Source organism: Nocardia sputorum (genome assembly GCF_027924405.1).
GTDB classification, from domain to species: Bacteria; Actinomycetota; Actinomycetes; order Mycobacteriales; family Mycobacteriaceae; genus Nocardia; species Nocardia sputorum.
Map to the genome: position 1 here is coordinate 5,833,007 of NZ_AP026978.1, position 13,860 is coordinate 5,846,866.

Below are 13,860 nucleotides of genomic sequence, written 5' to 3' on the forward strand. Positions count from 1 at the left end.
GGTGGGCCCGTTGCCGATGACGTCATCACGGGTGGTCGGAGCAGACTCAATCGATCAGGTAGATGAGCGTCCGTCCGTCCAGGTTCACGGTCGTGATCACCGGGAAGTACTGAGCCTCGGTGCCGTCGGGACGGCGCTCGGTGATCTCGACGTTGAAGCGATCGGAGGAGATCTCCGCGATCCGCAGGCAATATCCGGTGCCCTGCGGGATGTGCTGGTCGATGGTCTTCTGCAGGTCCGCGGGCGGCTCGACGTTCGCGCCCGGCGCCACGAATGTGTGCGCGCGGGCTGCGCTGCGCTCGGAATAGTACGCATGCTCGAAGCCCAGAATCGCCCGGATCCCACTGCTCGTATCACCAGGACCGTTGCCGAAGGTGACCTTGCCCTCGGTGCGGGTGGGGCAGTCCATCGCCACGGCACTGCTGGTGTCCGAAGCAGCCGGGCCGTCATCACTGCCGCTGGACACCACGATGGTCACGGTCAGCGCGACCAGCGCCACCACTGCCGCGAGGGTCCCCAGCACGACCCAGCGCCGCGAGGAACCGCGCCGCGCGGGCGCGGGCGTCTCGGGAATGCGCAGCGCAAGCCGCATGGCGATCGGGTCCTCGGCCCAGGACAGGCCGGATTCGGAGGGCGGCGGAGGCTTCGGAACGCCACCTTCCTGCGTCGGCCGGTTCCACCAGGAGTCCTTTTCGCCGTCCGTGGACGTCGGGCCCGCGGCCTCCCCGGCAGGCGGCCCGGGTTGGGCAGGCGCGGGCGGTGCGGACGGCCGTTCTGCGTATACCGTCGAGTCCGGCGCGCGAAACTGCGCGGGCGGTACCGGAGGCGTCTCCGGCTCGCCCGCCGGGCGCCAAGTGAGTTCGGAGTGGTCGCTCGACTGCTGCGGCACCTGCCAGCCCGGGCCCACGTCCGGGCCCATCGGCGGACCGAATTCCGTGACAGGCGGCCCGAATTCGGAAATCGGCGGACCGAACTCCCCCACTGGCGGACCGAACGCCGAACCGGACTGATCGGATTCGTTCTCCCTCGCAGAACCCTCGGAAGTCACACCCAATCCTTTCCCAGGACACACAAGTGGGGCGGCCGCGAACGACCGCCCCACCCGTCGAACAGCACGTGTCAGTACTGGAGTGAACCACCCCACTGGGTGGTGACACCACCCACGTCGACGGTCTGCGGAGCGAAATCGCCCGGCTGAAGCGGAAGCTTAACCTGTGCGGCGGCCTCCAGGGCGGCCGCGCCGCCCGGCTGCTCGCGGATCCAGTCCTCGACCGCGGCCTTGGCCTGGTTCAGCTGGGTGGTGTCGAACACGGCGGTGGTGTTGTTCGAGGCCAAGCCCTCGCCGCCGGTGTAGGTGGTCAGCTTGACGGTGTTCTTGTCGACGAACTCCACCGAGACGCCCGCTTCACCCGCGCCGGTCGGCGTGCGGTAGCCGATGGTGCCGACGTAACCGGCCTCGTTGCTGAAGTGGTGGGTGTTGGCCACGTGGCCCGGCAGGATGGTGCCGCCGTCGATGTTCGCGCCGATCTCCGCGTGCGGGCCGGTCATCTCGACGACGGGCGCGGCCGGGGCCGCCTCCATGCGCGGCGCTTGCCAGCGCGGCTGCGCTTGCGGCTGCACCAGCGTGGAGCTCTCCGGCTGGCGGGCCTGGGCGTTGTCGTTCTCCGTGCCCAGCTGCGGAGTGGTCTGCTGGCCGGGCTGCGGCGCGGCCTGCTGACCCGGCTGCGGCGCGGCCTGGTCCGGCACGACCGCGGGCTGCGGGTCGCTCGGCTTCTGCTGGCCGGGAACCGGCAGCGGCGCGACGCGCGGCGGGGTCACGCCCGGCTGGGTCGGCTTCGCCAGCTTCGGATCCTTCTGGTCCGGCGCGGCGTGGTCCGACTCGGGGGTGGTGACGCCGGGCTGGCTCGGTGTGGGCTTGCTCTCCGGCTTCTGCGGATCCTGCTTGGACTCCGGCTTGTTCGGCTCCGGTTGCGTGGTCTCCGGGGTGCTCGGCGACTCGTTCACGCCCGGCTGCGCCGGAGCAGGCGTCGGCGGAGTGGTCGGATCGTTGGGAGCCGCCCCCGCCGGCGCAGCGAAGAGAGTGGCCACTGCAGCCGCTGTGGCCAGAGGCAACGAGGTGCTCGCCATCGCTCGCTGCGCCCGACTCGGCTTACGATGTTTCACTTTTCGCAATTCCCTTCCCGGGTGCGACCGGAACGGCCGCATGCAGTTGTCCCTGGGTGAGACGCCTGATCGTCGAACGACCCAAGCCGTTCGTTCGTGCCGATTTGGAAAGGACCCATCCCCCCACACCGAACTCCGCGACCGTCCTTCGATCGCATCTCTGCCGAGAGTGAACCACATGTGCGCACGATGGGCAACGCGGTGAATAGCCAAGGGTGGCAAGAGCGCCCGCCTCCCCTGCGCGCCCCGTGCTCACCGGGCGTGATGTCCTGAATCGGACACGGCACGGCAGACGCCGAACCGAGGTCAGTCCAAATCGTCGTGCCGCATCAGCAAACGCGCCGCCTCGGTCACCGAACCGGTGAGCGACGGGTACACCGAGAAGGTCTGGGCCAGGTCGTTGACCGTCAGATTGTTCTGCACCGCAAGCGCGATCGGCAGGATCAGCTCCGAGGCGATCGGCGCGACGACGACGCCGCCGATCACCACACCGGTCGCGGGACGGCAGAAGATCTTGACGAAACCGCGTCGCAGCCCGGACATCTTGGCGCGCGGGTTCGTGTTCAGCGGCAGCATCACCGTGCGCGCGGGGACCTCGCCGTTGTCGATGGCCGTCTGACTGACGCCGACGGTCGCGATCTCCGGCCGGGTGAACACCGCGGAGGCGACGGTCTTCAGGCGGATCGGGCTGACGCCCTCCCCGAGCGCGTGGTACATGGCGATGCGTCCCTGCATCGCGGCCACCGAGGCCAGCGGCAGCAGCCCGGTGCAGTCCCCCGCGGCGTAGATGCCGGGCACCGACGTGCGCGACACCCGGTCCACCCGGAGGTAACCACCGCGATCGAGTTCGATGCCGACCCGCTCCAGCCCGAGGTTCGCGGTGTTGGGCGTCGAGCCGACCGTCATCAGCGCGTGTGAGCCGGACACGGTACGCCCGTCGGACAGCTTGACCACGATGCCGTCGGCGGTGCGCTCCACGGCGTCGGCGCGCGCGTGCTTGACCAGCTCCACCCCACGTTCGGCGAGCGCGTCCTCCAGCACGAGCGCCGCGTCGGCGTCCTCGCCCGGCAGCACGCGGTCGCGGCTGGAGACCAGCTTCACCCGCACGCCCATCTCGGTGTAGGCCGAGACGAACTCCGCGCCCGTCACACCGGAACCGACGACGACCAGGGTCTCCGGCAGTTCCTCCAAGTCATAGAGCTGACGCCAGTTGAGGATGCGCTCGCCGTCCGGCTCCGCGCCAGGCAGCACGCGCGGGCTCGCGCCGGTGGCGATCAGCACGACCTCGGCCTCGATGGTCTGCTGCGCGCCGTCGGCCAGCTTGGCCAGCACCCGGTGCGCGGCCAGGCCGCTGCCGCGGTCGATCAGCTCGCCGTATCCGGCGAGCACGGTCACCCCGACGGTCTGCAGCTTCGAGCGGATGTCGGAGGACTGTGCCAGCGCCAGCGCCTTGACACGCGCGTTCACCTCCGGCAGCTGCACCTGCGCCTGATTCGGGTCGAGGGTGATCCCCAGATCGCGAGCGCGGCGCAGGTCGGTGCGCACGCCGGTCGAGGCGATGAAGGTCTTCGAGGGGACGCAGTCCCACAGCACGCACGCCCCGCCGATCCCGTCGGAGTCGATCAGCGTCACCGACGCGCCGTGCTGGGCCGCCACCAGGGCCGCCTCATAGCCGGCCGGTCCGCCACCGATGATCGCGATGCGGGTCATTGATACCTCCGCTCGTGCTTCGCGCCGGGATCTCCGGCACGGGTCAACGTTATCCGGCAACCACCTCGCACCATCGACCGCGTTACCGGTGCGCAACGGTTCCCCGCCGCGCGCCGCGCCGCAGGTGTGGCAATCGAACGCGGTTCGCGAAGGTTATTGGCTACCCTTTGCTGGTGCCGATCTATGCCGCCTATGGGTCCAACATGGACTCGACGCAGATGCTCGAGCGCTGTCCGCACTCCCCCATGTCCGGGACGGGCTGGTTGGAGGGCTGGCGGCTCACCTTCGCCGGTGACGATATCGGCTGGGAAGGGCCTCTCGCGACGGTCGTCGAGGATCCCGGTTCCCGGGTGTTCGTCGTGCTCTACGACGTGTCCCCGGAGGACGAGCAGCGGCTGGACCGCTGGGAGGGCTCGGACTTCGGTATCCACAAGAAGATCCGCCTGCGGGTGACCCGCAACGCCGACGGCGGCGACCCCACGCTGGCCTGGCTCTACGTGCTGGACGCCTACGAGGGCGGCCTACCCTCGGCCCGCTACCTCGGCGTGATCGCCGACGCCGCCGAGAAGGCAGGCGCGCCAGAGGATTACGTGCACGCCCTACGCACCCGCAACAGCCGCAACGTCGGCCCGGGCAATTTCGGCTGACCACGCGTCACACCGCGACGCCGGCGGCATGCCGTACCTTCCAGGTCGGCCGAGCCGTCGGCGCACTCCCGGCCTCGTCGAGCGCGAGGCCATCGAGCACCGTTCGCGGCCCGGTTCGCGTCCGAGCGGGCGAAGCGCATGCGCCGCAGAGGCGCGTCTCGCCCACTCGGACGCGAGCCACAAAGGGGCCGCGAACACCCAGCGCCGCAGGCGCTGGAAATCAGACAGAGCCAGGGTCGAGCACGAGATTGCTCAGCACCCGGACGCCGACCGCGAGCGCCCGCTCATCGATGTCGAAGGTCGGCTGGTGCAGATCCAGCTGCTCCCCCGTACCGGACCAGACGCCCAGGCGCGCCATCGCGCCCGGCACCTCCTCCAAGTACCAGGAGAAGTCCTCGCCGCCACCGGACTGCGGGGTGTCGGCCAGCGCGTCCGGACCGAGCGCGCGGATCGCGTCCTCGAAGATGCGGGTGGAGTGCTCGTCGTTGACCACCGGCGGCACGCCGCGACGGTAGTTCAACTGGTAGCGCACGCCCGTCGGGGCGAGCAGGCCGTCGACGATCTCCCGCACCATCGGCTCCAGCAACGACCACGTCGCGTGATCTCCGGTGCGGATGGTGCCGGTGAGCATCCCGGTTTGCGGAATGGCGTTCGGCGCCTTCCCCGCGCTCACCGCGCCCCACACCATCACGGTGCTGGTACGCGGGTCGATGCGGCGGCTGAGCAGGCCAGGCAACCCGGTGATGACCGAGCCGATCGCGTAGACCAGGTCACTGGTCAGGTGCGGACGCGAGGTGTGACCGCCCGGCGAGTCGAGCACCAGCTCGATCGTGTCGGCGGCGGAGGTGATCGCACCCACCCGGATGCCGACCCGGCCGACCTCGAGGCGCGGGTCGCAGTGCAGCGCGAAGATCCGCTCCACACCCGTCATTGCACCGGCGGCGACCACGTCGATCGCGCCGCCCGGCATGATCTCCTCGGCGGGCTGGAAGACCAGCCGCACGCCGACCGGCAACTCCGGCACCTCCGCCAAGGCCAGCGCCGTACCGAGCAGGATGGTGGTGTGCGCGTCGTGGCCGCACGCGTGCGACACGCCCGGCACCGTCGAGGCGAAGGGCAGTCCGGTGAACTCCTGCAGGGGCAACGCGTCCATGTCGGCGCGCAGGCCGATGCGCGGGCCGTCCGGTCCGAGGTCACAGATCAAGCCGGTGCCGCCGGGAAGTACCTGCGGCGTCAGTCCCGCCTTGGTCAGCCACGCCGAGACGAACTCGGTGGTGCCGAACTCGGTCCGGGACAGCTCCGGATTGGCGTGGATATGCCTGCGCCACTGGACGAGATCGACCGTGTGATCGGCCAGCCAGGACTCCACCGCTGCTCGCCCGGACCCCCGGGTTTCCGACGCTGCGGAGCTGCCGGGGCCCTCCATGGCCACACGGATGCCCAGTGCCGGGCCCGTCGCCGGCGCCGCCGAACGGCCGGTTGTGCTCACCGAATGTCCTCCTGTCGTTGAACTAGCCGTTGCAACAACCTGTCTCTATGGATGTCATCGCGGGCGACGGCGATTGCGGTACGCGCGAGCGCGAGCGCACCGTCGAGGACCGCACGATCCGCCGAGGCGTTGACGCTGGCCGCGGCGAAGCCTGGCTGATGTGTCACCGCACCACCGGCATCGATGCCGATGACCGGGTGAATGCCCGGAATGACGTTGGTGACGTTCCCCATGTCGGTGCTGCCCAGCGGCCGCTGCGCCTCGAACTCCGGAGCGAGCGGCACGCGTCCCGATCCGGTGAGCTGCTCGCGATAGACGAGCAGTAACTCCGGATCCGGTGTCAGCTCGGTATACGTCGGCGCGAGCGTCCGGATTTCGTGGGTGCAGCCGGTCGCGAGGGCGCCCGCCTCGAAGCAAGCCGACGCTCGTCGCATCAGATCGTCGAGGGATGCGGAGTCGACTGCGCGTAGGTAATACAGCAGTTCCGCACGTCCGGGCACGATGTTGGGAGCTACGCCACCGTCGCCGACTATACCGTGCAGTTGCTGGCCGGGCAGGAGATGTTGCCGCAGCAACCCCAGGGCGACCTGCGCGACGGTGACCGCGTCGCCCGCGTTGCGGCCCTGCTCGGGGGCCGCGCTGGCATGCGCCTCACGCCCGTGGAAGACCACCGATACGTCGGCCAGCGCCAGCGAACGGGCGCCGACGATGTCGAGCGGGCCGGGGTGCACCATCATCGCCATCGCGACGTCGTCGAACACCCCGTGCTCCAGCATGAGCACCTTGCCGCCGCCGCTCTCCTCGGCGGGCGTGCCGAACACCAGCACGGTGAGATCCAGCGCGTCGGCGACCTCGGCGAGTCCGAGCGCCGCGCCCACCGAGGCCGCGGCGATGACGTTGTGCCCGCACGCGTGCCCGATCTCGGGCAGCGCGTCGTACTCGGCGCAGAGACCGACGGTCAGCGCCCCGCTGCCGTAGCGCGCGCGGAACGCCGTGGGCAGTTCCGCGACCCCGGTCTCGATCTCGAAGCCGCGCTCGGCGAGCGGCGCGATGGTCTTCGCGACGCTGCGGGTCTCCTCGAACGCCAGCTCCGGCTCGGCGTGGATCGCGTGTGAAAGCCCGATCAGCTCGGCCGACGCCGCGCGGATCGCGGCGTCACTGCGAGCGGCAGCGTCGACCTCACATACGGCGTTGCCGTCGTGTTGCGCTTCCTGGCGCCCGCTGCGCGGTGGTGGCATGCAACACAGTCTCGCACTGTATTGGATTTCCAGCGCCTTCGGCGCTGGGTGTTCGCGGCCCTCTTGTGGCTCGCGTTTGCGCGGCCGCCGCTTGCTCCTTCGTCGCCTACGCGGCGGCCACGCAAACGCGAGCCGGGCCGCGAACGGCGCATGCTCGGTCTCGCTTCGCTCGAAAGACGTGGTTGCGGTGCGCTGGGCGCGTCACGGGCCGAGCGTCACGCCCGTGGCACGCCGTCTCGGAAGACTTCAGCGGGTGGGGCAGCTGCCATATCCGTAAGCGTCGGCCGCCCGCGATGTAGGCCCGATTCGGGATGGCGGGTCGCCAGCGGCTTTCGCGTGTTCGTCGTGTGCCCTCGATGCGAGTGGGATGCACTCCTCGCTGCATCGTGGACCCGGGGCGGGGCGGGGTGACGCGGCGGCTCCTCGCCGACGTAGCGGCGCGGTGCGCGAGCGGGGTGGGCCGTTGGCGGTCAGCTCGTGGCGAAGGCCAGGTTTTCCGGGGTGGTCGGGACGGCGAGGCCGGCCAGCGCCTTCGCGTGGAGGGCGCGCTTGATCACCGGGAGGTTGGGCTTGCGGTTGCTCGCCAGTGCGGCTGCCCGCTCGACGGCGGTCGCGAGCAACTCGGCGGCGTCCGCCTTCGCGTCCACGATGCCGACGGCGATCGCCTCGTCGGCCGGGTAGCGGTGGCCGGTGGTCATCGCCTGCACGCAGACCTGGTTGGTCAGCCGCTCGGTGAGCAAGGCGTTCATCCCGATGGTGAACGGCATGCCCAAGTGCACCTCGGGCAGGCAGTAGAAGCCGCGGTCGGCGCGCATCACCCGGAAGTCGTGCGAGGTGGCCAGCATGGCGCCCGCTCCGAAGGCATGGCCGTTGATCGCCGCGACGGTCGGCAGCGGGAAGGCGAGCAGGCGGGTGTAGAGCGAGTGCACGCGGTCGAGGTAGCCGTGCATCTTGTCCAGATTTCCGAACAGCCAGTCGGTGTCCAGGCCGTTGCTGAAGAACTTCCCCGTGGCGGTCGTCACCAGCGCCGCGGGGCCCTCGGAGCTCTCGACCTCGTCCAGCAGCCCGTGGAACGCGTCGATCCAGTCCGGGTGGAAGCGATTCTCGCTGTCCGTCTGTCCCTCACCGCCGAGGTAGACGACGAACACTTCCCCTTGGCGTTCCAGATACGGCATGCGGTGCAGCGTAACGGGCCGCGGCCGATCCCCTACTCACGGGTAGCACTCTCGTGACGACACCCTCCCACCGGCCACAATCGCCCTACCACGGGAAGGGAGACCAGGAGCGCGAGACTCCCGTGCAAACGACCCGGGTCGAAGCCGGCGCGAACAGAATCCACCGTTCGCCGCCGTCCAAACCACGAGAGGGCCGCGAACACCCAGCGCCGAAGGCGCTGGAGATCCACTATCGTGACGATCATGCTTGCCGAACAGGCCGCCGAGGCGATCGCCGAACGTACGGGAGTGTCACGCCATCGGGTCGCGGTGGTGCTGGGGTCCGGCTGGCAGGACGCGGCCGCGGAGATCGGGGCGCCGCGGGCGTCGGTGCCGATGCCGGAGCTGCCCGGGTTCGGGACGCCGACCGCGCAGGGCCATGTCGGCGTGATCCATTCGGTCCAGGTCGACGACAATCCCGTGCTGCTGCTGATGGGCCGCCAGCATCTGTACGAGGGGTACCAGCCCGCCGATGTGGTGCATCCGGTGTCGGCGGCCGTGGCGGCGGGCGCGGAGATCGTGGTGCTGACCAACGCCGCGGGCGGTATCCGATCCGGCCTCCGGGTGGGTGAGCCGGTGCTGATCAGCGATCACCTCAACTTGACCGGTCGCACGCCGCTGGCCGGCGCGACCTTCGTCGACCTGGTGGACGCCTGGGATCCCGACCTGCGCGCGCTGGCCAGGGAGATCGACCCGAGCCTGACCGAGGGCGTCTACGCGGGGCTCACCGGGCCGCAGTACGAGACGCCCGCCGAGATCCGGATGCTGCGCACGATCGGCGCGGATCTGGTCGGCATGTCCACCGTGCTGGAAGCCATCGCCTGCCGTGCGCTCGGTGCGCGACTGCTGGGCATTTCGCTGGTCACCAATCTGGCCGCGGGGGTCACCGGCGCGCATCTGTCCCATGCGGAAGTGCTCGCCGAAGGGCACGCCGCCGCTCCCCGGCTCGGCAAACTGCTGCGCGGCGTCCTGGAACGGGTGTAGATGCTGCGTTTCGGCACGGCCGGCCTGCGGGGGCCGCTGCGCGACGGTCCGGACGGCATGAACGTCACCACGGTGAGCCGGGCGACGGCCGGGATCGTGGCGTGGCTGCGCGATCGTTGTCTCGGCGGCGGCGCGGTGGTCGTCGGACGCGACGCCAGGCACGGTTCCGCCGAGTTCGCCACGGCGACGGCGGAGATCTTCGCGGCGGCGGGCTTCCGGGTCACGCTGCTGCCACGTCCGCTGCCCACGCCGGTGGTCGCGTACGCGGTGCGTGAGCTGGGCGCGGTCGCGGGTGTGCAGATCACCGCCTCGCACAATCCGGCCGCCGACAACGGCTACAAGGTCTATCTCGACGGCGGGTCGCAGTTGATCGCCCCGGCCGACTTCGAGATCGAGCGCTGTATCGAGGCGGTCGCCGAGCCGATCGACCGCGTGCCGGTCACCCCCGCCGATGACGACGTGGTGCGGCGCTACCTACGCCGGGTCGCCGGAATACCGACTCGCATCGGCGGATCGGGCGAACGCGCCGGTATCCGGATCGCACTCACGCCGCTGCACGGCGTCGGCGGTGAACTCGCCGTCGAAGCACTGCGCGCGGCGGGCTTTCCCGACGTCCATGTGGTCGACGAGCAGTTCGAACCGGACCCCGACTTCCCCACCGTCGCGTTCCCGAACCCGGAGGAACCCGGTGCGGCCGACCTGCTGCTCGCGACGGCGGCCCGGGTCGGCGCCGACGTGGCGATCGCACTGGATCCGGATGCCGACCGGTGCGCGGTGGGCGTCCGAGGGCCGGACGGTGCCTGGCGGATGCTGCGCGGCGACGAGACCGGCGTGCTCCTTGGCGACTGCGTGCTGCGCACCGCCCCGGACGACGCGCTGGTGGCGACGACCATCGTGTCGTCGCGGCTGCTGTCGAAGCTGGCGCCCGCGCGCGGCGGCCGCTACGCGGAAACGCTCACGGGCTTCAAGTGGCTGGCCCGCGCGGGCGACGGTTTGGTCTACGCCTACGAGGAGGCGATCGGCCACTGCGTCGACCCCGCGGCGGTCCGGGACAAGGACGGCATCTCCGCCGCCGTGCTGGTGGCCGACCTGGTAGCCCGGCTGAAAGCCGCGGGCCGCGATCTGAACGACGAACTCGACGGCTACGCGGTCGAATTCGGCTTGCACGCGGGCGACCAGGTGTCGCTGCGGCTCGCCTCGGCGGCCGACGCGGCCGCGGTGGTCGAGCGGTTGCGCGCGGACCCGCCGCACGAGATCGCCGGCGAGCCGGTCGAATACACCGATCAACTCCGGGTGCGCGGCCGGATGCGCACCGACGCGCTGATCTTCGAGGGCGTTTCGTCTCGCGTGGTGATCCGCCCGTCCGGGACGGAGCCGAAGCTCAAGTGTTATCTGGAGGTGGTCGAGCCGGTCGGCTCGCGGGCCGGCCTTCCGGCCGCGCGAGCCGCCGCACACGAACGCCTCTCGGCGCTGCGCGATTACTGCCACAAGTTCTGACCCGGCTACGCGAAAGATTCAGCGCGGGCCGAACTGCCGGTCGCCCGCGTCGCCGAGGCCGGGAACGATGTAGGCGTTCTCGTTCAGGCCCGTGTCGACGACGGCGGTGACCAGCCGCACGGGCAGACCGGAGTCCGCCAGTGTCGCAATACCTTCCGGTGCCGCGACGACGCACACCGCGGTGATGTCGGTGGCTCCGCGCGCCGCGAGCAGCTGCAGGGTGTGCCGCATCGAGCCGCCCGTGGCCAGCATCGGGTCGAGCACGAAGACCGGCAGCCCGGCGAGATCGGCGGGCAGCGATTCCATGTAGGGCACCGGAAGGTGGGTGTCCTCGTCCCGGGCGAGACCGACGAACCCGATTCTGGCGTCCGGGATCAGCTCGGCAGCCGCGTCGATCATGCCGAGTCCGGCGCGCAGTACGGGGACCAGCAAAGGCGGCCGGGCCAGCCGGATGCCCTCGGTGGGTGCGACCGGCGTGACGATCTCGAAACGCTCCACCTCCGCGTCGCGCAGCGCCTCGTAGATCAGGATCCCGGTCAGATCACGCAGTGCGGCACGGAAAGCCGGATTCGGCGTTCGCTCGTCCCGCATCGTGGTGAGCAGGGCGGCGACGAGTGGATGGTCCACGGTGTGGGTGCGCATGAGGGAACGATAAGGTCGGTCGCGGGTGCGCCGCCGGACGCCACCGGACTTTTTTCCGAAGCGGCGGAACCGAAACGGAACAGCGCGCGTCGAACCAAGTGGATGACGTACTCTGCCTGGGAACAACAGATGGGGGAAGCTCTGATGCGAAAGATGTCGGCGGACACCGAAGGCATTGCGGCCTACGGCGCGACCGCCCACGTCATGGCGGGTGAGATGGCGGCGGCCGGGGCGAGCGCCGCGGCGGCGGAGCCCGCGTTGCTCGGCCCGATCATGGGGTTGATCGGTGGCGACTTCATGGCCGCCTATGCCGCGGCGCACGCCGGTCACGTTGCCGCGATCGGCCAGCTGTCGGCGGTGCTGACCAGCATGGGCGGCGCGGCCACCGGTGCGGCGGCCGTCCTCACCGAGACCGACGCCACCCACGCGAGCGCGCTGCGGAACGCCGCCGGCGAACTGGAGTGAGCTCGTGATCGATGTCAACGCGCTGGCCCAACCGATCCTGGATCTGCTCGCCAGCTTCGGCAGCGGTGTGCTGCCCGCGGGCGGTCCCACCGACGCGCTGCGCAGCACTTCGTCCGTGGTGGACCAGATCCACCAGATGGGCCGCGACAGCATCAACGCGATGAACACGGCATGGGACGGCCGCGCGGCCGACGCGGCCACCGCCAAGGCGCTGCGCGTGCAGACCTCCGCGGCCACCATTTCCGATCGCGGCAACGAGATGGCGACGGTCGTCAACCAAGCCGCGGGCGAGGTCGAGACGGGACAGAAGGATCTCACCGACATCGCGCAGTCCTTCATGAACACCGCGGCGAGCATGGGTCCGGTCCTGGCGACGCCGGAAGGTCTGACGGTGCTCGTCGGCTCCGCGATCGACCATCTCAACCAAGCGCTCACCGTCGTCGGCCGCGTCCAGAACGAATTGCAGACGCACACCGCGTCCATGAACGACCTGACCCCGCCGCCGACCACTCCCTCGCTCGCCGGCGTGCCCGCCGCGGGCGTGCAGCAGGCGGCGTCCGCCGCGTCCGGCGTGCTCAACGGTGCGGGCTCGTTGCTGAGCACCGTGATGGCCACGCCGCTGCAGTCGACGTCCTCGCGGTCCTCGCGCAGTTCCAGTGGCACGCCCGGCACGACGGGTACGCCCAAACCGGACACCGGTTCGTCGGGAGCGCCCGACGACGGCAAGGGCGTGAAGATCACGCTGCCCGACGGCAGCGTCGTGGAGGCGCCCAACGAGCAGGCGGCCACGGCGGTCCGGTCGGCGATCGGGGCCGTCGGCACGCCTTACGTCTGGGGCGGCAACAGCCCGGGCTCGGGATTGGATTGCAGCGGGCTCACCAAGTACGCCTACGGCGAGGCGGGCGTCGACCTGCCCCGGCTCGCGTGCGACCAGGGCAACGGGGCCACACCGGTGTCGGCCGGTGACCTGATGCCAGGCGACCTGGCGATCTGGGACGGCCACGTGGCCATGGTGATCGGCAACGGACAGTTGGTCGAGGCGGGTGACCCGGTCCAGATCAGCTCGATTCGAACGGAGAACTCAGGCATGGACTTCTACGGTTTCTACAGGCCAACGGCATGACCCGACCCCAAGTCCCCAACGTCACGGTGGCCGCCAGCAGCAACCGCTCGGGCACCATCTCGGTGCGCGCGACCGATCAGGGTATGCCGGTGGAGATCAAGTTCGAGCGCAGCGAATACCGCTACGGCGCACAGTCGCTCGCGAAGGAGATCCTGCGGCTGACCCAGCGGTCCGCGATCGCGGCGCGGGCGCGACGGCGTGAGCTGCTCGCCGAGGCGGGCATGCCCTCGGACATCCTCGACCGGCTCGGCCTGCCCACCCGCCAGCAGGCGGTGGACGAGCTCGACCGGATCGATGACGCGGACACGGGACCGACGAGCTGGATGAGGCCGGTATGAGTGCGGAAATGGACGCCCTGGTCGCGTCGGCCACCCAGAAACTGGAGGCGCTGGAAGCCGCGCTGTACGGGCTGAAGCAGGTGCGCGGACGGTGGACCTCCGAGGACGGCGCGGTGAGCGTCGAGGTGAACAGTGACGGCGCTCTGGTCGGCCTGACCTTGGCGGAATCGGTCACGTCGCTGCCGCCGGCCGAGGTCGGACAGCTGATCGTCTGGGCGTGCAGGCAGGCCGCGGAGGACGCCGGCGCGCAGCGATCCAAGGTCGTTGCGACACTGAACGAGTCGTTCGTCCCGGCCGGGCAGCCGCCCGCGGGCACGAATGGGGGCGGGCCGGATAGTGCCTGACGCGGA

Annotated in this window: 14 protein-coding genes; 7 read left to right on the forward strand and 7 right to left on the reverse strand. The window is 70.4% G+C overall.

What is annotated here, in order from left to right; translation table 11 throughout:
* Positions 1 to 46: 46 nt before the first annotated feature.
* The 3 genes from QMG86_RS26390 to QMG86_RS26400 all read right to left on the reverse strand — a co-directional run bounded on the left by QMG86_RS26390 (position 47) and on the right by QMG86_RS26400 (position 3,873).
* The gene (locus QMG86_RS26390) at positions 47 to 919 is read right to left on the reverse strand and encodes a DUF8176 domain-containing protein (protein WP_281875351.1); all 873 of its coding nucleotides are present in this window, start codon (positions 917 to 919) and stop codon (positions 47 to 49) included.
* 200 nt (positions 920 to 1,119) lie between these two features.
* Positions 1,120 to 2,004: a hypothetical protein gene (locus QMG86_RS26395; protein ID WP_281875352.1), complete on the reverse strand. Its 885-nt coding sequence runs from the start codon at positions 2,002 to 2,004 to the stop codon at positions 1,120 to 1,122.
* 465 nt (positions 2,005 to 2,469) lie between these two features.
* Positions 2,470 to 3,873 (reverse strand): NAD(P)H-quinone dehydrogenase, encoded by a 1,404-nt coding sequence (locus QMG86_RS26400; protein ID WP_063023136.1) that lies wholly within the window; start codon positions 3,871 to 3,873, stop codon positions 2,470 to 2,472.
* A 173-nt stretch (positions 3,874 to 4,046) separates the two neighbouring features.
* Here QMG86_RS26400 and QMG86_RS26405 point away from each other — a divergent pair, with 173 nt between their 5' ends.
* The gene (locus QMG86_RS26405) at positions 4,047 to 4,520 is read left to right on the forward strand and encodes a gamma-glutamylcyclotransferase family protein (protein WP_043720454.1); all 474 of its coding nucleotides are present in this window, start codon (positions 4,047 to 4,049) and stop codon (positions 4,518 to 4,520) included.
* 220 nt (positions 4,521 to 4,740) lie between these two features.
* On the opposite strand, the gene QMG86_RS26410 is transcribed toward QMG86_RS26405, so the two are convergent.
* From QMG86_RS26410 to QMG86_RS26420, 3 genes are all read right to left on the reverse strand, one after another.
* Entirely contained in the window at positions 4,741 to 5,946 is a 1,206-nt protein-coding gene (locus tag QMG86_RS26410) for a M20 family metallopeptidase (protein WP_281881142.1), read from the reverse strand.
* 59 nt (positions 5,947 to 6,005) lie between these two features.
* On the reverse strand, positions 6,006 to 7,247 hold the full coding sequence (locus QMG86_RS26415; protein WP_281875354.1) for a M20 family metallopeptidase: 1,242 nt from the start codon (positions 7,245 to 7,247) through the stop codon (positions 6,006 to 6,008).
* 470 nt (positions 7,248 to 7,717) lie between these two features.
* The gene (locus tag QMG86_RS26420) at positions 7,718 to 8,422 is read right to left on the reverse strand and encodes an enoyl-CoA hydratase-related protein (protein ID WP_281875356.1); all 705 of its coding nucleotides are present in this window, start codon (positions 8,420 to 8,422) and stop codon (positions 7,718 to 7,720) included.
* 243 nt (positions 8,423 to 8,665) lie between these two features.
* Between QMG86_RS26420 and QMG86_RS26425 the strand changes: the two genes are divergently transcribed.
* A complete protein-coding gene (locus tag QMG86_RS26425) occupies positions 8,666 to 9,445 on the forward strand; it encodes a purine-nucleoside phosphorylase (RefSeq protein WP_281875357.1) in 780 nt (259 codons plus the stop codon).
* Positions 9,446 to 10,942: a phospho-sugar mutase gene (locus QMG86_RS26430; protein WP_281875358.1), complete on the forward strand. Its 1,497-nt coding sequence runs from the start codon at positions 9,446 to 9,448 to the stop codon at positions 10,940 to 10,942. It abuts the gene before it with no gap.
* Positions 10,943 to 10,960: 18 nt separating this feature from the next.
* Here the strand turns inward: QMG86_RS26430 and upp are convergent, their stop codons facing one another.
* Entirely contained in the window at positions 10,961 to 11,584 is a 624-nt protein-coding gene (gene upp / locus QMG86_RS26435) for a uracil phosphoribosyltransferase (RefSeq protein WP_159839441.1), read from the reverse strand.
* Between the two features lie 144 nt (positions 11,585 to 11,728).
* Between upp and QMG86_RS26440 the strand changes: the two genes are divergently transcribed.
* From QMG86_RS26440 to QMG86_RS26455, 4 genes are read left to right on the forward strand one after another with little or no spacing between them, the layout of a single operon-like run.
* Positions 11,729 to 12,049, forward strand: a complete 321-nt coding sequence (locus QMG86_RS26440; protein ID WP_281875359.1) for a type VII secretion target — start codon at positions 11,729 to 11,731, stop codon at positions 12,047 to 12,049.
* A 4-nt stretch (positions 12,050 to 12,053) separates the two neighbouring features.
* Positions 12,054 to 13,172: a C40 family peptidase gene (locus QMG86_RS26445; RefSeq protein WP_281875360.1), complete on the forward strand. Its 1,119-nt coding sequence runs from the start codon at positions 12,054 to 12,056 to the stop codon at positions 13,170 to 13,172.
* Entirely contained in the window at positions 13,169 to 13,510 is a 342-nt protein-coding gene (locus QMG86_RS26450; protein ID WP_281875362.1) for a hypothetical protein, read from the forward strand. The genes QMG86_RS26445 and QMG86_RS26450 overlap by 4 nt, the downstream gene beginning before the upstream one ends.
* On the forward strand, positions 13,507 to 13,854 hold the full coding sequence (locus tag QMG86_RS26455) for a YbaB/EbfC family nucleoid-associated protein (RefSeq protein WP_063025323.1): 348 nt from the start codon (positions 13,507 to 13,509) through the stop codon (positions 13,852 to 13,854). Before QMG86_RS26450 ends, QMG86_RS26455 begins: the two co-directional genes overlap by 4 nt.
* Positions 13,855 to 13,860: the final 6 nt, after the last annotated feature.

What these genes read in the sequence shown, in the direction of transcription:
- QMG86_RS26455 (WP_063025323.1), top strand. Translation starts at nt 13,507, where the DNA reads ATGAGTGCGGAAATGGACGCCCTGGTCGCGTCGGCCACCCAGAAACTG.
- QMG86_RS26415 (WP_281875354.1), bottom strand. Translation starts at nt 7,247, where the DNA reads ATGCCACCACCGCGCAGCGGGCGCCAGGAAGCGCAACACGACGGCAAC.
- upp (WP_159839441.1), bottom strand. Translation starts at nt 11,584, where the DNA reads ATGCGCACCCACACCGTGGACCATCCACTCGTCGCCGCCCTGCTCACC.
- QMG86_RS26430 (WP_281875358.1), top strand. Translation starts at nt 9,446, where the DNA reads ATGCTGCGTTTCGGCACGGCCGGCCTGCGGGGGCCGCTGCGCGACGGT.
- QMG86_RS26420 (WP_281875356.1), bottom strand. Translation starts at nt 8,422, where the DNA reads ATGCCGTATCTGGAACGCCAAGGGGAAGTGTTCGTCGTCTACCTCGGC.
- QMG86_RS26425 (WP_281875357.1), top strand. Translation starts at nt 8,666, where the DNA reads ATGCTTGCCGAACAGGCCGCCGAGGCGATCGCCGAACGTACGGGAGTG.
- QMG86_RS26410 (WP_281881142.1), bottom strand. Translation starts at nt 5,946, where the DNA reads ATGGAGGGCCCCGGCAGCTCCGCAGCGTCGGAAACCCGGGGGTCCGGG.
- QMG86_RS26390 (WP_281875351.1), bottom strand. Translation starts at nt 919, where the DNA reads ATGGGCCCGGACGTGGGCCCGGGCTGGCAGGTGCCGCAGCAGTCGAGC.
- QMG86_RS26400 (WP_063023136.1), bottom strand. Translation starts at nt 3,873, where the DNA reads ATGACCCGCATCGCGATCATCGGTGGCGGACCGGCCGGCTATGAGGCG.
- QMG86_RS26440 (WP_281875359.1), top strand. Translation starts at nt 11,729, where the DNA reads ATGCGAAAGATGTCGGCGGACACCGAAGGCATTGCGGCCTACGGCGCG.
- QMG86_RS26450 (WP_281875362.1), top strand. Translation starts at nt 13,169, where the DNA reads ATGACCCGACCCCAAGTCCCCAACGTCACGGTGGCCGCCAGCAGCAAC.